Here is a 23,695-nt window from a genome sequence, read left to right on the forward strand (position 1 = left end):
TGATTTCCTTAATTTGCTTGGTGCCAATGCACTACACAGCTGCGCACTTGGGCGTAGAACGCCTGGCGCTGCTGGCCGTTAACGTTTTCAGTAAATGCCGCCGCGATTTGCTGCAGCTGCGGTGAGGGCTGTTGTATTTCGATAACAGCCCGTGTTTTGCGTGAGGTAACGCGCAGCACCTGGCAGCCCTGCTGGCGCAGCATTAGCTGCACGTTTTGTTTGTCTACGATGTTTTCTGCTTTCATTGCTGCTTGCCTCAATCGTTGGTTTCTAGTTCAGCAAGTGCAGTGCGTAGCAATTGCTCTGTGATCAACGCGCCTTTGGCAAACATGGCCGCCAGCTTGATTGTTTTGGTGAGTAGGCGCAGGCCACCGGGGCGCTCGCTAATTTGGATCATCACGTTCATTTCACTACCGCCGCCCACGTTCCAGGCTTCGGCAATGGCGCGCACGTCTGTTACTTTGGTTTTATGAATGCCGCGCTTTTTGGCTATGCGGCTGAACAGCCGGGCAAAGTCTTCGTTACGGCGGCCACCGGTTAACTGGGTGTACACTTTGTTGTTACCCACCAGCGCCATGCCTATGCCGGTTTCTTCCTGCAGGATGCGCAGCTCTTCCAGCGTTGGGTAATCCAGGTGGTCGGCTTCATCCACAATTACTAAGCCTTCGCTGCCTTTCAGCCGCTGGCGTATTACACGGGCCAGTGGCCCTTTGGTGCGGGGCGCTTGCTCCATGCCAAGCTCCATAGCAATTTCGTACAGGCACTCTGTAAGGCTGCTGCGGCTTGGGCTGGCGGTTACTTTCCACACGTTGTTGTTAGTGCGCTGGTATTCGTCCAGCGTTTTGCTTTTGCCTACGCCGGATGCGCCGTAAATAACCACGATAGATTCAGTGATTTGGGCATAGGTAAGGTCGTCCATAATCAGCTTTGCTGTTGGTGTCATTACAAAGCCGGGGTCTATGCTGGGGTTGGCGTCGCGTTGTTCACGCAGGCGCAACCAGCTTTCTAACTTTTCAATAATTTTTGACGGATCGGCTTTGTATAAACCGTTCAACACCTGGCTTAGGGTTGAAGGCGATACACTGATTTCTTGTGCAACTTGCCCTGACGTAACGCGCTTAGCGCTAATCAATGTGGTTACACGCATAATCACTTCAGTTTGTTGGCTTTCTGCCTTCGCTAGGCTGTGTACATTGGTCATCATTAGTCCTTGTTATTGCTGTTTCAAATAGGGTTTAAATACGGTTTTTCTGTTTTAGCTCGCGCAGGTAAGCCACGCTTTCGCTGAAGTTCGCGGCGCACTCTGCTTTGTGTTCGTTCTCGGGGTTGGCCAGTTGGTCGTGGTCGTAGGCAATGGCTGTTGCGGTGTTGCCCCGTACAGCCGGGCGCATCATCATTACCACTTTGGTTTCAGGGATAACTTCCTCTTCAACAGGGCGCATCATGGCGGCCAGCTCAAGCGAGTCGATACTGACCTTGGCTTGTGCAGCCAGCTTGTTTGCCTTGGTAAATTGAGTGCGCTTACGCTTGGTTTCCCGTGCTGCCTGGGTGTCACCAAAGCCCACTTTTTCTAGGCATTCAGCAGTGCAGATGTGCACACCGTTGAGGGCGTAAATTTCTACTGCGTCGTGCAGCTTTAGCGGGTCAAAACGGGCCACCAGTTTCTGGCCAACGTAGTTCATCATGGTGTCATTGAAGTAGCGGTTTTTACGGCCCTTCAAGCTGCCGCCTGCATCAAGCACTATGGTGCCGTGCTTCGACACGGTTACGGCTTCTGCTTGCAGCATCATCAGTTGCAGTTGTGCTGTGGTGGCTTTGCGTATTTCAGCGGTTTCGTAACTGGCATTAAATGCCTGGTCAAAGCTCATAAAGCCTTTGCAAATTTCGGTATCGCGGTTGGCCTTGGCGTTGAACATTTCAACACCCTTGGCAATGGCTTGTAAGAAGTCTTCTGCTGCTATGGCTTTGCTGCCGTAGTTGTCTGGCTTTGCCATTGGGTTAGGGCCGGTGTAAGCGCCACGGCAGATCGGGTGTTTGTCGATGTATTCTTCAAGGCCACCCACGCCAAAGGTACGCTCTATCGGTTTGGCCTGGCCGTGGCCCTTGCCAAAGATCACGCTGGACCAATGCAGGTTAATGCCCATCATCGGGATGATGCCTAACGGATCATCTTCTTTAACTTTGAAGCGGTACCGGTTTGGTACACCCCCGGTCATCCATTTGTTGGCGGCGGCGCGGGTGTTATCTATGGTGATTTCTTTAGGCACACCGTACTTTGCAAATACATCCATCAGCGACAAACGGATGCTGTCGGTGTTCTCGCTGATATCACAGCGCCAACCTACAATTTTGCGGCTACGAATGTCCTGCCAGAACCATGTTTTAGGGCGCAGGATTTCGCCGTTAAACCACTTCACAAATACGTTGTGTTGGTAGCCATCGCCATTTAACCACTCCATGGCGTGGATGCCTTCAACTGTGCGTTCTTGTGGCGGGTAAAGCTGGTGTAAGGCGTGTTCGCCTTCACGCAGCAGCACCAGTTGCTGTGCCGGTACTTCGTGGGCCATGCGCCGTGCCAGGCTTTTTAAACTGGGTATCTCCCAGCCTTTACCTTTGGCCGCGTCCAGTAAACGCTCGTAGCTTACGGTCATGGCTGGTTGTTCCAGGCTCAGGTAGTCGGCTTTAAACAGCTCCCACGCTTGCGGCGTAATAAACGCAAACTGGTTTTTCTTTTTAGACTGCGACGCCTCAAAGTGCTTAGGCAGCAGCGCTGGTGCCCAGTCGGCTTCGTCGTAACCTTTAACCATGGCGCAGTGACGGCGCAGCGTGCTAAGCGCTACATTGTATTGCGCACACACAGAGTCATAAGCATCCATCAAACTGACGCCATTACGCTTTAATGCAAACACGGCTTTTACAGCCAGCAAGGCTTGTTGTGCTTTCTCTTTAGCGGCGTGGTTGTTCTTGTTCCAACGCGCCCAAAGCGCTTCGCTGCAATAGGTTTCACTCGCTTTCTTTTGCGGGATAGTTACCAGCTGTTCGCCAACTTTTATCTGGCCTTTAATTTTGTAGAGCGCGGTTTGAGTTGCAGAGGGTAATAAGCTGATGTGGTATTCAGTCCCTTTCGTCCCTTGTCTTTTGCGTGCCAGTTCCGGATTTTCACTGGCCAGTTTTTTTAATTGCTCGCGCACATTTCTGTCAGATCCCGGCAAGCCAACAACGCCGGCTAATTCACTCGCTAATAGCCACATACGAATTCCTCCTTAACTCGCTGCGCGCAATGCTTTGTAACGGCTGGGCCAAACCTCTTCGGGTTTCATATCTATAGCCGTTGCAATAATTTCTTCACCTTTAGGCCACGGCGAACGCAGTGCATTAGCCAGTGTGTTTTCGCTTAACCCTGCGTCCCTTGATAGCTGACGAACGGACAAACCGCGTTTTTTTAACGCAGCTATGATGTCGGCCCGATGCCAATCTCTTCCATATTGTTCGCTTTTTTGAGAGACTGATTCATTACTCAACTTAGTAACCCTTATAAGTTGCTTTACTTAGTAACCACATAATTGATCAAATGGATGAATCGGTCAATAGCAACGGATGATTTATTTGCAATAGCATCCGTTGCTATTTTTCAAAGCCTTGGATTTAAAAATGACTAATGACAGTGAAAACATAGAGTTAAAAGAATCGGACGCAGGCGCGACAAAAACGGATCAAGCATCCGTTGATGGCAGTGTGAAACGGTCGATGTGGTTTATTGCATCCGAATTGGCAGGGCACGGAAGTTTCCCCACTTCCGATAGGTGGACCAGAGACCATTTAAAGGATTTGGCAGCTGGCAAAGAGCACCTGTGCAGGAAGCGCAGAGGCACAAAGGCAATGGAATATCACATAAGCTTGCTGCCGGCTGACACACAGCGAAGCTTGCTGGGTGACAATGCAGACCAGATAAACGAAGCGCCTCAGCCTTATTCATCCATACCTATTGTTTCTGATTTTCTGGACGAGTTTGCTTTGATACCTGGTTACAGAATTCAAGTCTCAGCTGGGCATGGTTCGTTAAATCCAGACCAGCTGAACCCGGTAAGGCATTTGGCATTTAGGCGCAAGTGGTTGAAGTACAGGGGCTTCAATGAACATGAGTTAGCGATAGTGTGGGCCAAAGGCGACAGCATGGAGCCAACCATTCATAGCAATGACACCCTTGTCGTTCACTTGGGCCGCAACACTCCGGCAGACGGCCACATCTACATTTTCAGAAACGGTGACGAGTTATTTGTGAAGCGCTACCAAAGCGTGCTGGGCACCTGGCGCTTGATAAGCGACAATAGTTTTTACAGCGCCTACGACATTCCAAAACACGAGCAGTCCAACTTTCAAGTCGTCGGGCAAGTGGTCCATATAGCTAAAGACTTGGGCGATTAATTTAAAGTTTAAACAGGGTTTAAAGTGCATTCCAACGCTGCAATCCAGTGCTCAATTTACCAGGCCAAATCATCACTTTTTAAATTCATTGCTCAAACCTGCTGATTTTAAAAAACGATTTAAATAAAAAAGGGACCCAAGTTTTAAAACCCTTGAGTCCCTTGCAATTACTAGCGTTGGCCAATTTTACGATCCCACTTAATCCACTTAGATCCAATCTGATCCCTAACATTACTCAGTGTTCATTTAACTAGACCCTATACACTGGTATTGAAATCAACAGGAATATAAATGTGCAGGTAACATATGATTAGAGATATTAAAATAGGCATTCGTTCAGCGCTGTTTTTCGGCCTTCTGGGGTTGATTACGCTGGTATTAGGCGTATTTTCCATCATGCAGTTGTCAAAGATTAATGACAGCACCGATATACTAACATTACATCGGATCCCGGCGCTGTCTAACGCAGCCGAGCTTAGACGACATACTCTACGCAGTCAGATTTTAATTAACGAGCTGTCTGATGCTCAAAATCAGCAGGAACGAAACAGCCTGAAACAACAGCTAGTTGTTGTAGAGAGCGAATATACCGAAGCAGAAAAACGCATGGAGCCTTTGGCACGCAGTGCTGAAGCAAAACAATTGCTGGATAAAGTCAGGCGTTTGCATGATGCTTTTATGGCTACTTTACCGGAGTTATACCGGTTGTCGGATGCACAAAACGTTGTTGAAGCCTTGGCCTACCGGCGTAATACCCTGATTCCTGCGGCGCAGCAGCTTATTGCCACATTAGATGAACTCGGCCAGTTTCAGTTACGCCGCGCTGATGATGTGAACAATCAGGCAACGCAAACTTACACCAACTCAAAAACCGCACTGGTTACCGGTATTATTATTACACTGGTTTTGCTTAGCTTGCTGGCTTTTGTTTATAGCCGCAGTTTAATACTGCCATTACACTATGCCGTAAAAGTGGCGCGGCGGGTTGCGGGTGGTGATTTAACCGAGCAAATAAACGACAATCATAAAGACGAAGCAGCAGATATGCTACGTGCTTTAGCTGATATGCAAGCACAGCTGCGCGATACGTTAAGCTTGATCAGTGACTCTTCACAACAACTGGCCACGACATCTGAAGAGTTAAGCGTGGTAACTAACCAATCTACCCAAATTGTGACGGAGCAAAGCGATCAGTTAGAGCAAGCCGCTACAGCGGTGACTGAACTGACCACTGCTATCGAAGAGGTTGCCCGTAACGCTAACTCTACCAGCGATACGGCGGAAACTGCTGATGAGAAAACCCAGTTAGGTCAGGCAAAAATTAATGAGACAATCAGTACTATCGAAACACTGACATCAGATATTCAGCGTTCAGCCGATGGTGTATTAAAGCTGGCCGGCAACATCAAAAATATAGGTTCAGTACTTGATGTTATCAGAGCTATTGCTGATCAAACTAACTTGCTGGCGTTAAACGCTGCTATTGAGGCTGCGCGTGCCGGAGACAGCGGCCGAGGCTTTGCCGTCGTTGCCGATGAGGTACGTGCCCTGGCTTACCGGACACAGGAATCTACTAAAGAAATTGAGCAGATGATTAATGCAGTGCAGGCTGAAACCAATAACGCCGTAGACAATATGAACAGCAGCAACCAGCGTGCTGCGTCTACTCTGGTAGTCGCTAATGATGCCGGCGTGGCATTTAGTGAAATTACCCGCTTGATCAGTCAGATTAGCGATCAAAATGTCACTATTGCCAGTGCTGCAGAAGAGCAGGCCACGGTTGCCCGCGAAGTAGATAAAAACCTGGTGCATATCCGCGATTTATCTTTGCAAACCGCCGCAGGCTCTAACCAGACCAATGCATCCAGTGCAGAGCTGGCAAAACTAGCCGAGCAGTTAAATGAGCTGGTGCTGCGTTTTAAAATCTGATCACCGCGGTCCAACTGTGATACACGGTTGGGTGGCTTAGGTTCAGTTTAAGCTAAACAAGCCGCTCATTTTGAGCGGTTTGTTTCCAGGCCAACAATAATAAGCAAGTTGTCATAAATTTGCCTTACAGCCGTGTTATAACTGCGCCCGTTATGGATAAATACTTATATTTCTTACGTCATGCTACCGCAGAGGTGATCCGGCCCAATCAGCTGGATATAGACCGCTGCCTGATAGAAAAAGGCCGTTTACAGGCACGCCGCGTGGCTGCTTTTATGCAGCGCCACGGCATTACTGCTGAAACAGTGCTAAGCAGCCCCTACCCACGGGCCGTGCAAACGGCAGCTATTGCCTGTAAAGAAGCTGGGTTTACTGCCGCCAGCGAGCAAGCCTGGCTGGCGCTGGAAACGCCAACCGATGTTGCTTATGCCCGGCTAACAGAGCAACTTACTATTTTACCGGCACATAGCTTGCTGGTCGGGCACGAGCCAGACTTCTCAGCCCTGATAAGCCGGTTGCTGGGCAGTGACAAGCTATTGCTTAATATCCGTAAATCGTCGTTAACCTGTGTTGGCTTTTGTAGTGAAAGTGGCCATTTTGAATTGCAATGGTCAGTACCCGCGCGCTTTATGTAATAACACAGGTGTAATAGCAAAGCTGTATTGCCATTGGCAACGCAGTGCGGCAAAGTAGGTAAAACTTCTTCTACTTGTGGTTATGCAGCACTATTTATTTGTTTACGGTACCCTGCGGCAAAACGCCAACCATCCTATGCACCAGCTACTGGCAAAACAGTGCCGCTTTATTGGCAGCGCCCGCTATCAAGCCCGTTTGTATCGGATAGATTATTACCCTGGTGCAATGCCTTCGAATAATTCAGCCGATCAGGTAGTGGGAGAGCTGTATCAACTGCAACAGCCAGAACCTCTGTTAGCAGCCTTGGATAATTACGAAGAATGCAGCCCTCAGTTTGCACAGCCACACGAGTATCGGCGTGAACAACAAAACATCACGCTGGATAACGGCGACAGTGTTATTGCCTGGGTGTATGTGTATAACCTCAGCACTGACGGGCTGGCGTTAATTCAAAGCGGCGATTTTCTGGCTGATAAAATCGCGCAGTAAATTCCATGCTTAATTTGATAAGTGTAAAGCAATGCTTTACACTTTCGTCGTTGATGAGGGAGCAGCATGGCGATAAAGAACTTTAAGCACAAAGGTCTGAAAAAGCTTTTTCTGCATGGCGACCATAGCGGTGTGCAACCAAAGCACGCTGTAAAGCTTACGATAATTCTCGATGCCATCGCTGCATCACATCAACCAAGAGATTTGCCCGCACTGTTTCAGGCGAAATTTGCGGAAAAAGTTGGCTCAGGTACCGGTGTGTACTCAATTGAAGTTAACGGCAATTGGCGTGTGACGTTTGAACTGGAAGACGATGGTGCGGTGTTATTGGATTATCGCGATTATCATGGTAAGCAAATCCGCGCTCAGAAATAGCGCATCTAATGCCGGTAACAATCTGGAGGATACTATGGAAAAAATGACGCGTTGTCCCACGCATCCGGGGCTGATTTTTCGTATTCAGATCCTGGAAGAACATGGCATTTCAGTGACCAAAGCTGCTAAAGCACTGGGCGTGTCCCGTACTACCATGAGTAATTTTTGCCATGGGCACATACCATGCTCAGCTGATTTAGCGCAGCGCATCGCGCTGGCGACAGACAGCAATGTGGGGTTATGGATTAATCTGCAGGCTAATTATGATGCCTGGCAGGCGGAGCATGGCGAGCAGCCGGTAGTTGAAAAATTGATACTGAACAGCGCTGCTTGAACGTTATGATTAGGCGGATGTCTTGAGCATACTAAAACAGCTGTTTCGTTGGCAAAAAGGGCGCCAGCAAAGCGGTTACGATAAAATGTTGCTGGCCGGCGCCTACTGGCCGCTAAAATTCGATTGTTACCTGCTGCGTTTTCCGCAAGGTTGCGAAGTGCCACCGCATAAAGATAGCGTAAGCAGCGGCAGGCATTACCGGCTGAACATCGTCCTTAAAAAGGCAAAAAAGGGCGGCGACTTTATCTGCGCCACACCGATTTATCAGAATTCCCACATTAAATTTTTCCGCCCGGACTTATGCGAGCATGCAGTAAGCAAAGTAGAGCAGGGCAGCCGCTATTTGCTCAGTATTGGTTGGGTTAAACGCTAAATTAAAAAGGCCGCAGAGCGGCCTTTTTATCAGTAAAGCAGGTGCTTAATGGCGGCTTTTAATGACGGAAGTGTCTTACGCCGGTAAATACCATGGCCATGCCGTGCTCGTCTGCTGCGGCGATTACTTCAGCGTCGCGCATTGAACCGCCCGGCTGAATTACGGCGGTAATACCGGCTGCGGCTGCAGCGTCGATACCATCGCGAAACGGGAAGAAGGCGTCGGAGGCCATTACTGAACCTTTTACTTCCAGCTTCTCGTCGGCAGCCTTGATACCGGCGATTTTGGCGCTGTAAACGCGGCTCATTTGGCCTGCGCCGACACCAATAGTCATGCTGTCTTTTACGTACACAATGGCGTTGGATTTAACAAACTTGGCCACTTTCCAGCAGAACAGTAAGTCTTTTAACTCTTGTTCGGTGGGTTGGCGCTTGGTGACTACTTTTAAATCATCAGCAGTAACTTTGGCCTGGTCGCGGTCTTGCAGCAACATGCCGCCGTTTACTTGTTTAACATCCAGCGCGGTAGCGGTAGCGCTAAACTCGCCACATACCAGCAGGCGTACGTTAGGCTTGCTGCCAACCACTGCGATAGCAGCATCGGTAGCTGAAGGCGCAATAATCACTTCAACAAACTGACGGCTGACAATTTCTTTTGCCGTGGTTTCATCCAACTCGCGGTTAAAGGCAATAATGCCGCCGAAAGCTGAGGTTGGGTCGGTTTGGTAGGCACGGTTATAGGCCGCCAGGATAGACTCACCAATAGCCACACCGCAAGGGTTAGCGTGTTTAACGATAACACAGGCCGGTTCGCTGAATTCTTTTACGCATTCCAGTGCGGCATCGGTATCGGCGATATTGTTGTACGATAATGCCTTGCCCTGCAGCTGTGTGGCGGTAGACACCGAAGCTTCGGTGGCGCCGTCCTGCACATAAAAGGCGGCACTTTGGTGGCTGTTTTCGCCGTAGCGTAAGTCTTGTTTTTTGACGAACTGGCTATTAAAAGTGCGCGGGAACTTAGTAGCCGGTTCGCCCGGGGTATCATAGGCCGGTAACATGGCGCCAAAGTAATTGGCTATCATGCCATCGTACTGTGCGGTGTGTTCAAAGGCACTGATGGCCAGGCTAAAGCGGGTGGCGTGGGTAGTCGCGCCGCCGTTGGCCTGCATTTCTGCCAGTACGCTGTCGTAGTCTTTCGCATTAACAACAATAGTCACATCTTTGTGGTTTTTCGCTGCCGCGCGCACCATAGTCGGGCCGCCGATGTCGATATTTTCAACCGCATCTTCCAGCGTACAGCCGGGCTTGGCAACGGTGCTGGCAAACGGATACAGGTTTACTACCACTAAGTCGATAGGGCCAATATTGTTGGCCGCCATTACGCTTTCATCCACGCCGCGACGGGCTAAAATACCGCCGTGAATTTTCGGATGCAGGGTTTTTACCCGGCCGTCCATAATTTCCGGGTGGCCGGTATAGTCAGATACTTCTGTAACCTTAATGCCTTGTTCGGCCAAAAGTTTAGCAGTACCGCCGGTAGAGAGTATGTCTACCTGTTGCGCGGCCAGCGCGCGGGCAAACTCTACAATACCGGTTTTGTCTGACACACTCAGCAGTGCGCGGCGGATGGGTCTTAATGTCGTCATGCTTAGACTCTCTTGTAGCTTGCAGAAATCAGATTTTAACCTAACCAATAAAAAAGCACCCGAAGGTGCTTAGTGGCGGGGCGCTGGCCCCGCAGTGGCATTAACTCATGCCGTACTGTTTCAGCTTCTTACGCAGCGTGCCGCGGTTGATGCCCATCAGGTTGGCTGCGCGGGTTTGGTTGCCGCGGGTATATTTCATCACTTCTTCCAGTAACGGACGCTCTAATTCAGATAATACCAGTTCATACAAGTCGTTAACGTCCTGACCGTTTAATTGCTGCAGGTAGTTAGCCACGGCTTTTTGCGCGGCGTTACTTAAAGCTTGTGGCTTTTCCTGCGTTTGTACGTGGGCGTTAGTAATAAATGGCGAAGTAACGTTCGAATTAAACATTGCTTTTCTCTTTTACGTTAGGTTGCTGCTAGTTGATGAAAATAGTCATTTAAGGTGTCAAGCTGCTGCTTAGCACACTCAATACCATTGAATTCACTACGAAACTGTCCGAGCGTGTCATGCTCGGCTAAATACCAGCCCACATGTTTGCGGGCAATACGGGAACCGGCCAGCTCACCATAAAGTTGGTGTAAACCCTGCACATGTTCCAGCATGATCTGACGTACCTCGGCGATGCCGGGGGGCGCCAGTTTGTCGCCAGTGGCCAGGTAATGCACCACTTCGCGGAAAATCCATGGCCTTCCTTGTGCCGCGCGGCCAATCATAATGGCGTCGGCGCCGGTGTAGTCCAGCACATGGCGCGCTTTTTCCGCTCCGGTAATATCGCCGTTGGCAATTACCGGGATAGATACACTTTGTTTAATGGCGCGGATGGTGTCATATTCCGCTTCACCTTTGTACATACAGGCGCGTGTCCTGCCATGTACTGCCAACGCCTGTATGCCATTATCTTGCGCAATACGGGCGATCTGGATACCGTTTCTGTGCTCTGGATCCCAGCCGGTGCGTATTTTTAAGGTAACCGGCACCTTAACTGCATCGACCACAGCACGTACAATTTGTTCCACTAACTCCGGATACTGCAGTAGTGCAGAACCCGCCAGTTTCTTGTTCACTTTTTTCGCCGGACAACCCATGTTGATGTCGATAATATCGGCACCTATATCAACATTGTATTGCGCGGCCTCAGCCATTTGCTGTGGATCCGCGCCGGCAATTTGTACCGAGCGGATACCTGATTCCTGGCGGTGGCCCATGCGATTTTGTGATTTTTCGCTTTGCCATACCAACGGGTTGCTCGACAGCATTTCCGACACAGCTAAAGCTGCACCAAAACGCCGGCAGAGCTCACGAAAAGTGTGATCGGTTACTCCGGCCATCGGAGCACAAATTACCTTGTTCGCTAATTGATATGGACCTATGCGCACCACTGAATCCAAGGCTCTACCCGTAAGGGGCGCTAAGTTTACGGATTTTTTCCGGCAAAGCAAAGGCTATTATTTAAACAAAAGTGTAAATTTACCGGCCTTTGCGGTCTTGACATTCGCTAAACGGCTGAAAATTGGTGTTTTGTAAAGCTGAGACAACAGTAGTATGCGGGGTGGCGAAAATGAAAATTGTAACGCTGTTGGTTTTATCACCAGCCGGGCAGAGCTGAAACAACAGTGAGACAGGACGAACCGCTTTACCCTAAACCAACCGTTGAAGGCATGGATGCCTGAGTCGAGCCTACAAGGATGTATTCACGGCGTGTTGGTGTGGGTAAAACGGTTTGGCCAAATTAAGTAACGCAGATCAGGTTCCCAGCCAGTCTACCTGGCCTCGTGCCTGGCGCCGCTTAATCATCAGCTCTTCAATCAGCGGCGTTAAAATCAGCTCCATTGCCAGACCCATTTTACCGCCCGGTACCACCAGTGTATTTACCCGTGACATAAAAGAGCCGTTGATCATTTGCAGGTAGTAGGGGAAATCAACGTGCTTAATACCGCGAAAGCGGATCACCACAAAGCTTTCATCCAGTGACGGTATATCTTTAGCGCTAAACGGGTTAGAGGTATCTACGGTAGGTACGCGCTGAAAGTTAATATGGGTGCGCGAAAATTGCGGCGTGATATGGTTAATGTAATCATCCATGCTGCGCACTATGCTGGCTTGTACTGCCTCACGGCTATGCCCGCGTTCTGAGGTGTCGCGGATAATTTTTTGGATCCACTCTAAGTTAACTATCGGCACCATGCCGATCAGTAAATCAACATGCTGGGCAACATTATGTTGCTCGGTCACGGCACCGCCATGCAGGCCTTCGTAAAATAATAAATCGGTATTGGCGCGTAAATCCTGCCAGGGGGTGAAAGTACCGGGTAACTGGTTATAAGGTACAGCCTCATCAAAAGTATGCAAATAATGGCGTATTTTACCGCAGCCGGTTTCGCCATAGCTGGAAAAAAAGTTTTCCAGCGCGCCAAAATCGTTGGCTTCAGGGCCAAAGTAGCTAATGTACTTACCTGCTTCTTTGGCTTTACGGATCTCTACTTCCATTTCCGGCCGGCTAAAACGGTGAAAGCTGTCACCCTCAACAAAGGCTGCATCTATATCCAGCGTACGGAAAATATGCTGAAAGGCGGTAGAGGTAGTGCTGGTGCCGGCGCCGGAGGAACCGGTAATAGCAATAATGGGGTTTTTATGTGACATAGGCGCGGCCCGCTAAGTTAACTGAACGTCACCTTAAAGCATCCCGTTAAGCTGGTGCAACTGTTTATTACTGTGTTAAGTATACAACCACTGCTAAGTTACTGAATTAACTCAGCAGTGGTTGTCGGTGGCGCTCAGAACTGAAAGGTGGCGATTAGCGGATCATGATCAGACGAGCGGTATGGCGTGGGTGCATAAAGCAACTGCTGCAGGTTGTCGCTTTTAAATTCCACGTTGTAATCCAGCAATACCGGCTCATCGGCGTTAATGGCCCAGTGCTGCATAACGGCCAGTTTTTTTGCCAGTGCCGGGCTGGCCAACGCATGATCAAGTGAACCGGTGCGACCGCGATAGACATAAGAATACTGCGTGCCTGTTGCAGCTTTGAGGTATGCCCAGCCTTGCTGCTCCAGCATCCGTACCGGATCTTCCATCCGGTATGCGTTTAAATCGCCCAGAATAATCTGGTGGTTGGTTTTTACCCCGGTAGGTTGCGTAGCTAGCCAGTCGCTAAGTGCACGGGCAGATGTTGTGCGCAACGCATTCCAGCAAGCCTGGCCATCATGCTGATCGGCATCTTTGGAGGTGGCGTCTTTCGGGCAACTACCTTTGGATTTAAAGTGGTTGATACTGACAGTAACCAGCTCATTTGACGTTAAATGGCGGAAACTTTGTGCCAGTGGCGGCCGGCTGCCCCAGTCGAAAGGTTTATTCAGCAGCATGGCAGCTTTACCTTCAACACTAACGGCAGAGGGACGGTACAGCAAAGCAACTTTAATGGCATCAGAGCCAGGCTGCTGTTTAGTAATAATAAAGCGGTAAGGTTTACTGGCCACTTTATTAAGTGCAGCTGTCAGGCTGGCTAAAGCGCCTTTTTGGTTGTAACCGTTATTCTCTACTTCCAGCAGGCCAATGATGTCAGCGTCCAGCGCTGCCAGTGCGGTTATCAGTTTTGCCTGTTGCCGCTCCAGCTCTGCTGCGGTACTGGCACCGCGCCGGGTCGGAAATGCCTGCTGCTCTGTAGCGCCGTTAAAGTAATTAAGCACATTAAAGCTGGCTATGCGCAGAGCTTTAGCTGGCTTAGGCTCGGGTTTTGCCGGGCGTGGGTTTTGTACTTTAAACTGCGGCATTTTTGTTGGCAGCAGCCGGTAGCCACGCTCGTCTTGCAGCAACACGCCCTCAACACCACTCAGGCTATCGCCAATACGTAAGGTATTGTCTGCCGTTAAACCGCCTGCTGGGAATAACAGCGGATCCGGGTTTTGCTGATACAGGCCATCGTCCAGTACCAGCATATGCCGCTCTTGCTGAGCAGTAGTCAGGGCGATAGCGTCTTTGCCTGGCAGCATTACTTCAGTTGCTGTCATCAGGCGTTTATCAGCCAGTGTTATTTCACCGTAGCGGCCCAGGCTGTAGGTGTCGTTAACGGTAAGCGGCTGGTTAAATTGCAATAGTTCACCTTCCAGTAGCTCCCAGCTTTGCTGCGATGTTAGTGGCAACTGCAGCGTTACCGGCTGCACTTTGGTAGCCTCACCACAAAGCCTGATGTCGGTGATCTGGACCAGGCTGGTTAACTGGTTAACTTCTGCCACAGTGCCGGTTATTTGTAGCGGCTGGCCTGGCCGATAGGTTGCGGCGGCGGCTTTATCGGCAATAAACAGGCTACCAGAGGCGGCGGTATCCCCCCGCTCAGCGGCCCGCAGCACAATGCCGGCAGCTTTGCTATTGGGGTACACCACAGCAGTAACGACGCCACGGGTAGTTAACTGCTGGCCAACCAGGGGGCTGCTGTCAGCAGTGCCCTGAATATGGTGAATTGACGTAAACTGCGATGCACAGGCTGTAATAGCTGGGGTGTTTGGCAGGGCGGCACTGATAGGCAGGGCGGTATTTAGCAGTACCGCGCCTGACAGAAAAAACGCTTTAACTTTCATCACTACTTTTGCTCACGGGCAATGGCGCGGTAACCTATATCGGTGCGGCAGAACATGCCATCCCAGCTGATTTTATCTGCCAGCTGATATGCCGCCTGTTGCGCCGCCGTAACATTGGCGCCTAAAGCTGTGGCACACAGTACACGGCCACCGTTGGTTACTACGTGAGTATCTTTTAGCTCAGTTCCGGCATGAAATACCTTGGCGGTGCTGCTGTCTGCGCCATCTAAACCACTAATCACTTTGCCTTTGGCATAAGTATCGGGGTAGCCGCCGGCTGCCAGTACTACGCCTACTGCGGCTTGCTGGCTAAACTGAATGTGTTTACCGGCTAATGCCGTTCGGGTAGCAGCTAAACACAGCTCAACTAAGTCGGATTCCAGCCGCAGCATAATCGGCTGGGTTTCCGGATCGCCAAAGCGGCAATTAAATTCCAGCACTTTGGCACTGCCGTCCTCAGCTATCATCAAACCGGCATATAAAAAGCCGGTAAATACCGTACCTTCTGCCGCCATACCGTTTACAGTGGGGTAAATCACGTTTTGCATTACCCAGTCGTGTACGGCAGGTGTTACCACCGGAGCTGGCGAATAGGCGCCCATGCCGCCGGTATTCGGGCCTTTGTCGGCGTTATCACGCGCTTTATGGTCTTGCGATGAAGCAAATGGCAGTGCTGTAGTGCCATCAACCATCACAATAAACGAGGCTTCTTCGCCGATTAAAAACTCTTCTACCACAACACGGCTGCCGGCATCGCCAAATTTGTTGCCGGATAACATATCGTCAATCGCTGCGGCGGCTTCATCCTGCGTTTGCGCGATAATCACGCCTTTACCGGCGGCTAAACCGTCGGCTTTAATCACTACCGGCGTGCCCAACTTTTGCGCAAAGGCTTTAGCCGGCGCCGTTTCGGTAAAGTTTTGGTAAGCCGCAGTGGGAATGTTGTGGCGGGCTAAAAAGTCCTTGGCAAAAGCTTTAGAACTTTCCAGTTGTGCGGCGGCTTTGGTTGGGCCAAAAATAGCTAACCCGGCAGCGCGAAAGGCGTCAACCACACCTTTCGCCAGCGGTGCTTCCGGGCCAACAATGGTAAGCTCAATGTTTTCTTGTTGGGCAAAGGCCAGCAGGGCTGGCACATCATCTGCCGCTATCGCAACATTACTAAGATTGCTTTCGCGGGCGGTGCCGGCGTTACCAGGCGCAACAAATACCTTGCTTGCCAAAGGTGACTGCGCTGCTTTCCAGGCCAGTGCATGCTCGCGGCCACCGCCGCCAATTACCAATACTTTCATTTAGCTTTCCGTTAGTTGTTCAAAAAAAGTGTGCAATAAAGGTTATTCAATACCCGCTTATTTAGCGACAGGTTTGCGAAACTTCAGTGTCATGCGGTCACTTTCGCCGATGGCCAGATATTTTTCCTTATCCTGCTCTTTTAAGCGCAGTACAGGAGGCAACGTCCAGACGCCGCCCGGATGATCTGCGGTATCTTTCGGGTTGGCATTTATTTCGCTGCTGCTGTCAAAAACAAAACCAGCTTTTTCTGCCAGCGTAATGGTTAACTGCTGCGGGAAATAGCCTGATTTCATCCACTCGCCAGTCATTTTATCTGCCGGTAAGCGGTGTTCTACCACGCCCAGCACGCCACCGGGTTTTAATGCTTTATAAAAGTCTTTAAAAATGGCAACCATGCCATCATCTCCGCCATTGCTATACCAGTTATGCAGGTTACGAAAGGTTAATACCACATCGGCGCTGTCTGCAGGCGCAATGGCTGCAGTGTTATCCGGAGCAAAGTCGGTCAACTGTACGCGGTTGTATATGGGGTTGGCAGCCAGCTTTTCGACAAAGGCTGCGCGGTTGCGTTTCGCGTAGTCTGAGGTACTGTCGGCAGGAAAATGCGCAGCATAGTAAGTGCCGTGCGCAGCCAGTAATGGTGCCAGAATTTCAGTGTACCAGCCGCCACCAGGAGATATTTCTACCACGGTGCTGTCGGGTTTAACCTCAAAAAACGCTAAGGTAGCAACCGGATTACGGTATTTATCGCGGGCGACATTTGCCGGGCTACGTGTTTGATGATCTACCGCCAGCTGTAAGGCTTCAGTGTGATCACCTTTACTGCTATCAGCATTAGCCAGTGGGCTTAACAGAACAGCGGACAGCGCAAGAGCAAGTTTTATTGTTTTCATCTTCGTGGTTCCCTGTTGTAAAAGTGGCGCTAGTGTAGCAAAACAATAGGCAAAAAGCAGGTTACACCGGCGCATTAATCTGCATTATTCAGATGGCCAGACTGCTATTTTGTCGTCAACAAATGCGCAAGGCTATGCTAGAATGCCAGCCCTTTTACGCGGGAAGCCTTATGTTAAACCAGATCCGTATCATTCTTGTGGGCACAACCCATACCGGCAATATTGGTTCGGTGGCCCGCGCCATGAAAACCATGGGCTTGTCAGAACTGTATTTAGTTGCGCCAAAAGAGCTGCCCGATGGCCAGGCCTATGCACTCTCTGCCGGAGCCAGCGATATTTTGGCCCACGCCAAAGTGTTCGATACGTTGCAACACGCCATCAGCGACTGCGCTTTGGTGATCGGAAGCAGTGCGCGCTCTCGTACCTTAAGCTGGCCGATGCTGGAGCCGCGTGAGTGCGGTGTTAAAGCAGTACTGGAAGCAGAAAAACAGCCGGTAGCGCTGGTGTTTGGCCGCGAAAGCAGTGGTTTAACTAATGAAGAGCTGCAGCTGTGCAATTACCACGTTTGTATCCCGGCTAACCCGGAATACAGCTCGCTAAACCTGGCGATGGCCGTGCAAATTGTGACCTACGAAGTGCGCATGGCCTGGTTACAGCAAATGTCGCAACAGCAAGCGGCAGTGCCAACTGTTGATGAGGTGGCTTACCCGAGCAGCGAGCAAATGAGCAATTTCTATCAGCACTTGGAACAAACGCTGAATGACACCGGCTTTATTATTAAGCAGCACCCCGGTGTGGTGATGACCAAACTGAAACGCTTATTTACCCGGGCCCGGCCGGAAGATGCTGAATACAATATATTGCGTGGCATTTTAACCTCAGTGCAGCGTTATGGCCGCAAGACGCAGGGCGAGAAGGAGTAACGCATGTTTGCTGGTATCAAAGAAGATATCAAAAGTGTGTTTGAACGCGACCCAGCTGCACGCAGCAGCTTTGAGATATTAACCACTTACCCTGGTTTACATGCCATTTGGTGGCATCGTGTTTGTCATAAATTGTGGCGCAGCAACTGGAAATGGCTGGCACGTTTTTTAAGCACTATTGCCCGCTGGCTTACCGGTGTGGAAATTCATCCGGGTGCTAAAATCGGCCGGCGTTTTTTTATCGATCATGGTATGGGTGTGGTGATTGGCGAAACCGCGGAAATTGGCGATGACGTTACCCTGTATCATGGCGTAACACTGGGCGGTACCAGCTGGAATCCGGGTAAACGTCATCCCACTTTAGGCAACGGGGTGGTAATTGGCGCCGGTGCTAAAGTGCTGGGCCCGTTGTACGTGGGGGAGAATGCCCGCATTGGCTCTAATGCCGTGGTGGTAAAAGATGTACCGGCCGGCGCGACAGTTATTGGTATCCCTGGCCGTATTGTGGCAAAAGCCGATGTTGAAGTAAGTGTGCAGCGTAAGCAACTGGCACAAAAGTTTGGTTTTGACGCCTATGCGGTGGCCGCAGATAACCCCGATCCGGTGGCCAATGCCATCGGCCGTATGCTGGACCATATTCAACTGCTGGATACCAAAGTCGGTGAGCTGTGCCACAGTGTCAATCAGCTGGGCGGTAATGTCTGCGAAGAAGTGCCGACAGTGAATATTGACGAAGAAGACTTCAAGCTAGCGGAACAGCGCGCTGCGCAACAGCGAAAACGTGACGTAGAGGCCTTTGATCCAACCATTTAATGGAACCTTAATCCTGAATACCTGACTAATGCAGTAGGTTATTAATACTTGACTAAAACAGTCGGGAATGTACAATGGCGCCATTGTTTTCAGGGAGCAAAGCATGAGATTAACATCGAAAGGCCGCTACGCGGTAACGGCTATGCTGGATGTAGCCTTACACACAGCAACCGGGCCGGTGCCACTGGCTGATATTTCAGAGCGTCAGGGTATTTCGTTGTCATATCTTGAGCAATTGTTCGCCCGCTTACGTAAACAGGGTTTGGTTAGCAGTGTGCGCGGGCCGGGCGGCGGTTATCAGTTGGGCCGTGAGGCTGGCAGTATTTCGGTATCAGACGTGATAAGCGCGGTGGATGAGTCAGTAGACGCTACCCGCTGTCAGGGTAAATCTGACTGCCACAGTGGCACCCGCTGTTTAACCCATACTTTGTGGAGTGACTTAAGTCACCGCATTGAAGATTTTCTTACCGGCATTACGCTGGGCGAGTTGGTAAATAAGCAAGATGTACAACACCTGGCAAAACGGCAAAACGGCCGTATTGTAAAGAATCCGGCAACTGATATCGAAGTCAGCTGCCAGCTGTAGGCAACACGGAGCAAATAATGAAGCTACCTATTTATCTGGATTACGCTGCAACTACCCCGGTCGACGCCCGGGTAGCAGAGAAAATGATGCAGTTTTTAACAATGGACGGCGAATTTGGCAACCCGGCGTCGCGTTCGCATCGTTTTGGCTGGCAGGCAGAAGAAGCGGTAGAAATTGCCCGCAGCCAGATTGCAGAGCTGGTAAATGCTGATCCACGCGAAATTGTATTCACCTCAGGCGCAACCGAATCAAATAACCTGGCCATTAAAGGCGCTGCCGATTTTTACCGTAAAAAAGGTAAGCACCTGATTACGGTAAAAACCGAACATAAAGCCACGCTGGACACCATGCGCCAGTTAGAGCGCGAAGGCTATGAGGTAACTTACCTTGAGCCGCAAACCGATGGCATGGTTACCGTTGCTATGCTGGAAGCGGCTATCCGCCCGGATACATCAGTAATTAGCGTGATGTTTGTTAATAACGAAATTGGCGTGGTACAGGATATTGCTGCCATTGGCGAGCTGTGTCGCAGTAAAGGTATTATTTTCCATGTTGATGCGGCACAAGCTGCAGGCAAGCTGGATATTGACTTACAAGCACTGAAAGTTGATTTAATGTCGTTCTCCGGCCACAAAGCTTATGGCCCTAAAGGTATTGGTGCTTTGTTTGTGCGGCGTAAACCGCGGATCCGCTTAGAAGCGCAGATGCACGGTGGCGGCCATGAACGGGGTATGCGTTCAGGCACTTTACCAACGCACCAGATTGTCGCCATGGGCGAAGCCTTCCGTTTAGCTAAGCTGGAAATGCACGACGAAATTCAACGTATTACCGTGTTGCGTGACCGCTTATTAAACGGCGTAAAGGATATTGAACAGGTGTTTTTAAACGGTAACCGTCAACACCGCGTACCACATATTACCAATATCAGCTTTAACTATGTTGAAGGTGAGTCGCTGATTATGGCATTAAAAGACATCGCCGTATCGTCGGGCTCTGCCTGTACTTCTGCCAGCCTGGAGCCATCTTATGTACTGCGTGCTCTGGGCATGAGCGATGAACTGGCACACAGTTCTATCCGTTTCAGTATCGGCCGTTACACTACCGAAGAGCAGATTGATCACACGATTAAAATTGTGCATCAGGCGATTGAAAAACTGCGTGCAATGTCACCACTGTGGGACATGTACAAAGACGGCGTCGATTTAAACACTGTGGCCTGGGTTGCGCACTAAGCGTACTGGCTGCACACAGAGGTAACTATCATGGCATACAGTAATAAAGTAATCGATCACTACGAAAACCCGCGCAATGTTGGTTCATTTGATAAAGATGACGACACCGTTGCCACCGGTATGGTAGGCGCACCAGCATGTGGCGACGTAATGAAGCTGCAAATTAAAGTTAATGCTGCTGGCATTATCGAAGACGCAAAATTTAAAACCTACGGCTGTGGCAGTGCTATTGCTTCCAGCTCTCTGGTAACAGAGTGGGTAAAAGGCAAAAGCCTGGATGAAGCACAGCAGATTAAAAATACTGATATTGCTCAGGAGCTTGCGCTGCCACCGGTAAAAATTCACTGCTCTATTCTGGCAGAAGATGCCATTAAAGCAGCGATTGCTGATTATAAGCAAAAACACGGAGGCTAAATATTATGGCTATTTCGATGACAACGGCAGCCGCCGAGCGGGTACGCAGCTTTTTGCACAACCGTGGTAAAGGTGTGGGTTTGCGGGTAGGTGTTAAAACTACCGGTTGCTCTGGCCTGGCTTATGTACTGGAGTTTGTCGATACGCTTAACGACGATGATCAGGTGTTTGAACAAGACGACCTGAAGCTGATTGTTGACGGCAAAAGCCTGGTATATATAGACGGCACCCAGCTGGACTTTGTTAAAGAAGGCCTGAATGAAGGTTTCCAGTTTAACAACCCGAACGTTAACGGCGAATGTGGTTGTGGCGAAAGCTTTACTGTTTAAGTATTCAATCCAAGTAATTAATTTAACCATCTAAGGGCCGGATGAATTACTTTCAGCTGTTTAATCTGCCGGCGAAGTTCGATCTCGACTTAACTGAGCTGGGATCGCGCTATCTTAAGCTGCAAAAGCAGTTCCACCCGGATCAGCACAGTAGCGGTTCGGAGCGGGACAAACTATTGGCCGTGCAACAAACTGCCAATATTAACGATGCTTATCACAGCTTAAAGCAGCCATTAATGCGGGCAGAACATTTGCTGGCACTGCGCGGTTTAAAAATAAGCCATGAGCAGCGCAGCTTTACTGATCCGCTGTTTTTAATGCAGCAAATGGAACTGCGCGAGCAACTGGCTGAAATTGACCAGAGCGCAGATCCCGACGCGGTTATTGACACTATAGAGCGCCAGTTGCAGCAGCAGAAAAAACAGCTGTTACAGCAGTTGGCAACGGCATTAGACAGTGAAACCGCTGAGCAGGATCAACAGGCAGCAGACCTGATCCGTAAACTAAAATTCTTCTTTAAGCTGCAGCAAGAGCTGGAGCTGATAGAACAGCAACTACAAGACTAAACAACACTATGCTATTACAAATCGCAGAGCCCGGACAAAGTGCTGCGCCGCATCAGCACAAGCTGGCGGCCGGTATTGACCTTGGCACCACCAATTCATTGGTGGCAACAGTACGTAGCGGCGAAGCCAAAACGCTGATTAACAGCCAGGGGCGCGATATGCTGCCGTCGGTGGTGCGTTATACGGCTGATAGCGTGGTGGTAGGTGATGCCGCCATGGCATCAGCGGTAAATGACGCTGAAAACACCATAGTGTCAGTAAAGCGCCTGATGGGTAAAGGTTATAACGAAACCCTGGCATTAAAAGATAAAGTGCCGTACCAGCTGATTGATCAACAAGGTTTAGTTGCCATTAATACCGTACAGGGCGTAAAAAACCCGGTAGAAGTATCGGCCGAAATTCTGGCTACGCTGGCCAACACCGCCAGTGAAACCTTAGGCGGTGAATTAAACGGCGTGGTAATTACCGTACCAGCCTACTTTGATGATGCCCAGCGCCAGGCCACTAAAGATGCCGCCAAACTGGCCGGTTTAAATGTTATGCGCTTGCTAAATGAACCCACCGCAGCAGCACTGGCCTACGGTCTTGATTCCGGCCAGGAAGGTGTGATTGCCGTATATGATTTAGGCGGCGGCACCTTTGATATCTCTATCCTGCGCCTGCGCCGCGGTGTATTTGAAGTGCTGGCTACCGGCGGTGATTCTGCTCTTGGTGGTGATGATTTCGACCATGCTATCGTCAGCTATTTGCAACAACATACCGGTGAAGCTGAGTTATCGCATCAGGCAATGCGGCAGTATTTAACCACAGCGCGCAGTATTAAAGAGCAATTAACTGACAGCGATACGGTCAATTTTTCTCTGCCTGTGGCAGGCAGCCAATTCAGCGGTGCGTTAAGCAAAACAGAATTTGAACAGCTGGTAGCACCGCTGGTTAAAAAAACCATTCGCGCTTGCCGCCAAGTGCTGCGCGACGCCGGTTTAACCAGCGATGAAATTGTTAAAGTGGTGATGGTTGGTGGTTCTACCCGCGTGCCGTTGGTGCGCACTGAAGTGGCCACATTTTTTGCCACTGAGCCGCTTACATCGATCGACCCGGATAAAGTGGTCGCAATAGGTGCGGCTATTCAGGCCAACGTGCTGGTAGGTAATAAAGCCGATGGCGATACGCTGTTGCTGGATGTAATCCCGTTATCCCTCGGCCTTGAAACCATGGGCGGTTTAACCGAAAAAATTATCCCGCGTAACACCGTAATACCGGTAGCGCGGGCGCAGGAATTTACCACCTTTAAAGATGGCCAAACCGCGATGGCGCTACATGTGGTGCAGGGCGAGCGTGAACTGGTAGAGGACTGCCGCTCACTGGCACGGTTTGAATTGCGCGGCATACCGCCAATGCCAGCCGGTGGTGCTCATATCCGCGTAACCTTTCAGGTAGATGCTGACGGTTTACTCAGTGTTACCGCACAGGAAAAATCGACCGGTGTGCAGGCTAACATCCAGGTTAAGCCCTCTTATGGTTTAAGCGATGATCAGGTTGCCACCATGCTAAAAGGCTCAATGCAGTATGCGCGGCAGGATATGCAGTTGCGCTTATTGCGTGAGCAGCAGGTAGAAGCAGAGCGTGTGCTTGAAGCTGTGTCACAGGCGCTTAAAACTGATGCCGCCCTATTAAGCGCGCAAGAGCTGACAACGATTAAGCAGGCGCTGACAAACCTCGCAGAGGTAAAACAAGGTGACGATACCGCTGCTATTAAAGCAGCGATTGAGCACACCAACACATTAACTGATGACTTTGCCGCCCGGCGCATGGATCAATCAATCCGCAGTGCGTTAACAGGCCATAACGTGGACGAGGTATAACAA

26 protein-coding genes are annotated in these 23,695 nt (G+C 50.1%); 15 read left to right on the forward strand and 11 right to left on the reverse strand.

The genetic code is table 11. The features are described from left to right. Positions 1-8 precede the first annotated feature (8 nt). From MJX74_RS10940 to MJX74_RS10955, 4 genes are read right to left on the reverse strand one after another with little or no spacing between them, the layout of a single operon-like run. Positions 9-245, reverse strand: coding sequence for a hypothetical protein (locus MJX74_RS10940; protein ID WP_240222885.1), 237 nt, complete (start codon positions 243-245; stop codon positions 9-11). A gap of 11 nt (positions 246-256) precedes the next feature. Next, on the reverse strand, positions 257-1,201 hold the full coding sequence (locus MJX74_RS10945) for an AAA family ATPase (protein ID WP_240222886.1): 945 nt from the start codon (positions 1,199-1,201) through the stop codon (positions 257-259). Between the two features lie 34 nt (positions 1,202-1,235). After that, positions 1,236-3,251 (reverse strand): transposase domain-containing protein, encoded by a 2,016-nt coding sequence (locus MJX74_RS10950; protein WP_240222887.1) that lies wholly within the window; start codon positions 3,249-3,251, stop codon positions 1,236-1,238. Positions 3,252-3,263: 12 nt separating this feature from the next. Beyond that, positions 3,264-3,521: a helix-turn-helix domain-containing protein gene (locus MJX74_RS10955; protein ID WP_092791095.1), complete on the reverse strand. Its 258-nt coding sequence runs from the start codon at positions 3,519-3,521 to the stop codon at positions 3,264-3,266. Between the two features lie 130 nt (positions 3,522-3,651). Here MJX74_RS10955 and MJX74_RS10960 point away from each other — a divergent pair, with 130 nt between their 5' ends. From MJX74_RS10960 to MJX74_RS10990, 7 genes are all read left to right on the forward strand, one after another. Then, positions 3,652-4,425: a S24 family peptidase gene (locus MJX74_RS10960; protein ID WP_240222888.1), complete on the forward strand. Its 774-nt coding sequence runs from the start codon at positions 3,652-3,654 to the stop codon at positions 4,423-4,425. Positions 4,426-4,731: 306 nt separating this feature from the next. Continuing rightward, positions 4,732-6,354 (forward strand): methyl-accepting chemotaxis protein, encoded by a 1,623-nt coding sequence (locus MJX74_RS10965; protein ID WP_240222889.1) that lies wholly within the window; start codon positions 4,732-4,734, stop codon positions 6,352-6,354. Between the two features lie 152 nt (positions 6,355-6,506). Further along, a complete protein-coding gene (locus tag MJX74_RS10970) occupies positions 6,507-6,989 on the forward strand; it encodes a SixA phosphatase family protein (protein WP_240222890.1) in 483 nt (160 codons plus the stop codon). Between the two features lie 82 nt (positions 6,990-7,071). Next, a complete protein-coding gene (locus MJX74_RS10975) occupies positions 7,072-7,479 on the forward strand; it encodes a gamma-glutamylcyclotransferase family protein (protein ID WP_240222891.1) in 408 nt (135 codons plus the stop codon). Positions 7,480-7,545: 66 nt separating this feature from the next. Further along, positions 7,546-7,854, forward strand: a complete 309-nt coding sequence (locus MJX74_RS10980) for a type II toxin-antitoxin system RelE/ParE family toxin (RefSeq protein WP_240222892.1) — start codon at positions 7,546-7,548, stop codon at positions 7,852-7,854. 34 nt (positions 7,855-7,888) lie between these two features. Further along, positions 7,889-8,188 carry a HigA family addiction module antitoxin gene (locus MJX74_RS10985; RefSeq protein WP_068228293.1) on the forward strand — a complete coding sequence of 100 codons (300 nt, stop codon included), beginning with the start codon at positions 7,889-7,891 and terminating at the stop codon, positions 8,186-8,188. A gap of 22 nt (positions 8,189-8,210) precedes the next feature. Continuing rightward, the gene (locus tag MJX74_RS10990; RefSeq protein ID WP_240222893.1) at positions 8,211-8,561 is read left to right on the forward strand and encodes a 2OG-Fe(II) oxygenase family protein; all 351 of its coding nucleotides are present in this window, start codon (positions 8,211-8,213) and stop codon (positions 8,559-8,561) included. Positions 8,562-8,619: 58 nt separating this feature from the next. Here the strand turns inward: MJX74_RS10990 and purH are convergent, their stop codons facing one another. The 7 genes from purH to MJX74_RS11025 all read right to left on the reverse strand — a co-directional run bounded on the left by purH (position 8,620) and on the right by MJX74_RS11025 (position 16,967). Beyond that, the gene (gene purH, locus MJX74_RS10995; RefSeq protein ID WP_240222894.1) at positions 8,620-10,206 is read right to left on the reverse strand and encodes a bifunctional phosphoribosylaminoimidazolecarboxamide formyltransferase/IMP cyclohydrolase; all 1,587 of its coding nucleotides are present in this window, start codon (positions 10,204-10,206) and stop codon (positions 8,620-8,622) included. A gap of 100 nt (positions 10,207-10,306) precedes the next feature. Further along, entirely contained in the window at positions 10,307-10,597 is a 291-nt protein-coding gene (fis, locus tag MJX74_RS11000) for a DNA-binding transcriptional regulator Fis (protein WP_068228306.1), read from the reverse strand. A gap of 17 nt (positions 10,598-10,614) precedes the next feature. Then, positions 10,615-11,589 carry a tRNA dihydrouridine synthase DusB gene (gene dusB / locus MJX74_RS11005; protein ID WP_442965985.1) on the reverse strand — a complete coding sequence of 325 codons (975 nt, stop codon included), beginning with the start codon at positions 11,587-11,589 and terminating at the stop codon, positions 10,615-10,617. A 364-nt stretch (positions 11,590-11,953) separates the two neighbouring features. Continuing rightward, positions 11,954-12,850, reverse strand: a complete 897-nt coding sequence (locus tag MJX74_RS11010) for a phosphoribulokinase (protein WP_240222895.1) — start codon at positions 12,848-12,850, stop codon at positions 11,954-11,956. 134 nt (positions 12,851-12,984) lie between these two features. After that, complete coding sequence (locus MJX74_RS11015; protein WP_240222933.1) at positions 12,985-14,784, reverse strand: ExeM/NucH family extracellular endonuclease; 1,800 nt, start codon at positions 14,782-14,784, stop codon at positions 12,985-12,987. A gap of 2 nt (positions 14,785-14,786) precedes the next feature. Further along, positions 14,787-16,073, reverse strand: coding sequence for a phosphoribosylamine--glycine ligase (gene purD, locus MJX74_RS11020; RefSeq protein WP_240222896.1), 1,287 nt, complete (start codon positions 16,071-16,073; stop codon positions 14,787-14,789). Between the two features lie 57 nt (positions 16,074-16,130). Then, on the reverse strand, positions 16,131-16,967 hold the full coding sequence (locus MJX74_RS11025) for a class I SAM-dependent methyltransferase (RefSeq protein ID WP_240222897.1): 837 nt from the start codon (positions 16,965-16,967) through the stop codon (positions 16,131-16,133). Positions 16,968-17,137: 170 nt separating this feature from the next. Here MJX74_RS11025 and trmJ point away from each other — a divergent pair, with 170 nt between their 5' ends. The 8 genes from trmJ to hscA all read left to right on the forward strand — a co-directional run bounded on the left by trmJ (position 17,138) and on the right by hscA (position 23,692). Next, entirely contained in the window at positions 17,138-17,890 is a 753-nt protein-coding gene (gene trmJ, locus MJX74_RS11030; protein WP_240222898.1) for a tRNA (cytosine(32)/uridine(32)-2'-O)-methyltransferase TrmJ, read from the forward strand. 3 nt (positions 17,891-17,893) lie between these two features. Beyond that, positions 17,894-18,703: a serine O-acetyltransferase gene (gene cysE, locus MJX74_RS11035; RefSeq protein WP_240222899.1), complete on the forward strand. Its 810-nt coding sequence runs from the start codon at positions 17,894-17,896 to the stop codon at positions 18,701-18,703. A gap of 103 nt (positions 18,704-18,806) precedes the next feature. Next, positions 18,807-19,289 carry a Fe-S cluster assembly transcriptional regulator IscR gene (gene iscR / locus MJX74_RS11040; protein WP_240222900.1) on the forward strand — a complete coding sequence of 161 codons (483 nt, stop codon included), beginning with the start codon at positions 18,807-18,809 and terminating at the stop codon, positions 19,287-19,289. A gap of 17 nt (positions 19,290-19,306) precedes the next feature. Further along, positions 19,307-20,521 (forward strand): IscS subfamily cysteine desulfurase, encoded by a 1,215-nt coding sequence (locus tag MJX74_RS11045; protein WP_240222901.1) that lies wholly within the window; start codon positions 19,307-19,309, stop codon positions 20,519-20,521. 30 nt (positions 20,522-20,551) lie between these two features. After that, positions 20,552-20,935, forward strand: a complete 384-nt coding sequence (gene iscU, locus MJX74_RS11050) for a Fe-S cluster assembly scaffold IscU (protein WP_068228332.1) — start codon at positions 20,552-20,554, stop codon at positions 20,933-20,935. Between the two features lie 5 nt (positions 20,936-20,940). Further along, on the forward strand, positions 20,941-21,264 hold the full coding sequence (gene iscA, locus MJX74_RS11055; protein ID WP_240222902.1) for an iron-sulfur cluster assembly protein IscA: 324 nt from the start codon (positions 20,941-20,943) through the stop codon (positions 21,262-21,264). A 41-nt stretch (positions 21,265-21,305) separates the two neighbouring features. Next, positions 21,306-21,830 carry a co-chaperone HscB gene (hscB, locus tag MJX74_RS11060; protein ID WP_068228337.1) on the forward strand — a complete coding sequence of 175 codons (525 nt, stop codon included), beginning with the start codon at positions 21,306-21,308 and terminating at the stop codon, positions 21,828-21,830. Between the two features lie 8 nt (positions 21,831-21,838). After that, positions 21,839-23,692 carry a Fe-S protein assembly chaperone HscA gene (gene hscA / locus MJX74_RS11065; RefSeq protein ID WP_240222903.1) on the forward strand — a complete coding sequence of 618 codons (1,854 nt, stop codon included), beginning with the start codon at positions 21,839-21,841 and terminating at the stop codon, positions 23,690-23,692. The last annotated feature ends 3 nt before the right edge of the window (positions 23,693-23,695 follow it).

The sequence above is a fragment of the Rheinheimera hassiensis genome, assembly GCF_022436675.1.
GTDB classification, from domain to species: Bacteria; Pseudomonadota; Gammaproteobacteria; order Enterobacterales; family Alteromonadaceae; genus Alishewanella; species Alishewanella hassiensis.

Excerpts from the sequence above, each read along its gene's own strand:
- MJX74_RS10965 (WP_240222889.1), top strand. The coding sequence starts at position 4,732 with ATGATTAGAGATATTAAAATAGGCATTCGTTCAGCGCTGTTTTTCGGC.
- purD (WP_240222896.1), bottom strand. The coding sequence starts at position 16,073 with ATGAAAGTATTGGTAATTGGCGGCGGTGGCCGCGAGCATGCACTGGCC.
- MJX74_RS10960 (WP_240222888.1), top strand. The coding sequence starts at position 3,652 with ATGACTAATGACAGTGAAAACATAGAGTTAAAAGAATCGGACGCAGGC.
- cysE (WP_240222899.1), top strand. The coding sequence starts at position 17,894 with ATGTTTGCTGGTATCAAAGAAGATATCAAAAGTGTGTTTGAACGCGAC.
- trmJ (WP_240222898.1), top strand. The coding sequence starts at position 17,138 with ATGTTAAACCAGATCCGTATCATTCTTGTGGGCACAACCCATACCGGC.
- MJX74_RS10945 (WP_240222886.1), bottom strand. The coding sequence starts at position 1,201 with ATGACCAATGTACACAGCCTAGCGAAGGCAGAAAGCCAACAAACTGAA.
- MJX74_RS10985 (WP_068228293.1), top strand. The coding sequence starts at position 7,889 with ATGGAAAAAATGACGCGTTGTCCCACGCATCCGGGGCTGATTTTTCGT.
- iscA (WP_240222902.1), top strand. The coding sequence starts at position 20,941 with ATGGCTATTTCGATGACAACGGCAGCCGCCGAGCGGGTACGCAGCTTT.
- MJX74_RS10970 (WP_240222890.1), top strand. The coding sequence starts at position 6,507 with ATGGATAAATACTTATATTTCTTACGTCATGCTACCGCAGAGGTGATC.
- hscA (WP_240222903.1), top strand. The coding sequence starts at position 21,839 with ATGCTATTACAAATCGCAGAGCCCGGACAAAGTGCTGCGCCGCATCAG.
- MJX74_RS10940 (WP_240222885.1), bottom strand. The coding sequence starts at position 245 with ATGAAAGCAGAAAACATCGTAGACAAACAAAACGTGCAGCTAATGCTG.
- MJX74_RS11025 (WP_240222897.1), bottom strand. The coding sequence starts at position 16,967 with ATGAAAACAATAAAACTTGCTCTTGCGCTGTCCGCTGTTCTGTTAAGC.
- iscU (WP_068228332.1), top strand. The coding sequence starts at position 20,552 with ATGGCATACAGTAATAAAGTAATCGATCACTACGAAAACCCGCGCAAT.
- hscB (WP_068228337.1), top strand. The coding sequence starts at position 21,306 with ATGAATTACTTTCAGCTGTTTAATCTGCCGGCGAAGTTCGATCTCGAC.
- MJX74_RS11015 (WP_240222933.1), bottom strand. The coding sequence starts at position 14,784 with ATGAAAGTTAAAGCGTTTTTTCTGTCAGGCGCGGTACTGCTAAATACC.
- iscR (WP_240222900.1), top strand. The coding sequence starts at position 18,807 with ATGAGATTAACATCGAAAGGCCGCTACGCGGTAACGGCTATGCTGGAT.
- MJX74_RS11045 (WP_240222901.1), top strand. The coding sequence starts at position 19,307 with ATGAAGCTACCTATTTATCTGGATTACGCTGCAACTACCCCGGTCGAC.
- MJX74_RS10975 (WP_240222891.1), top strand. The coding sequence starts at position 7,072 with ATGCAGCACTATTTATTTGTTTACGGTACCCTGCGGCAAAACGCCAAC.
- MJX74_RS10950 (WP_240222887.1), bottom strand. The coding sequence starts at position 3,251 with ATGTGGCTATTAGCGAGTGAATTAGCCGGCGTTGTTGGCTTGCCGGGA.
- MJX74_RS10980 (WP_240222892.1), top strand. The coding sequence starts at position 7,546 with ATGGCGATAAAGAACTTTAAGCACAAAGGTCTGAAAAAGCTTTTTCTG.
- MJX74_RS11010 (WP_240222895.1), bottom strand. The coding sequence starts at position 12,850 with ATGTCACATAAAAACCCCATTATTGCTATTACCGGTTCCTCCGGCGCC.
- fis (WP_068228306.1), bottom strand. The coding sequence starts at position 10,597 with ATGTTTAATTCGAACGTTACTTCGCCATTTATTACTAACGCCCACGTA.
- purH (WP_240222894.1), bottom strand. The coding sequence starts at position 10,206 with ATGACGACATTAAGACCCATCCGCCGCGCACTGCTGAGTGTGTCAGAC.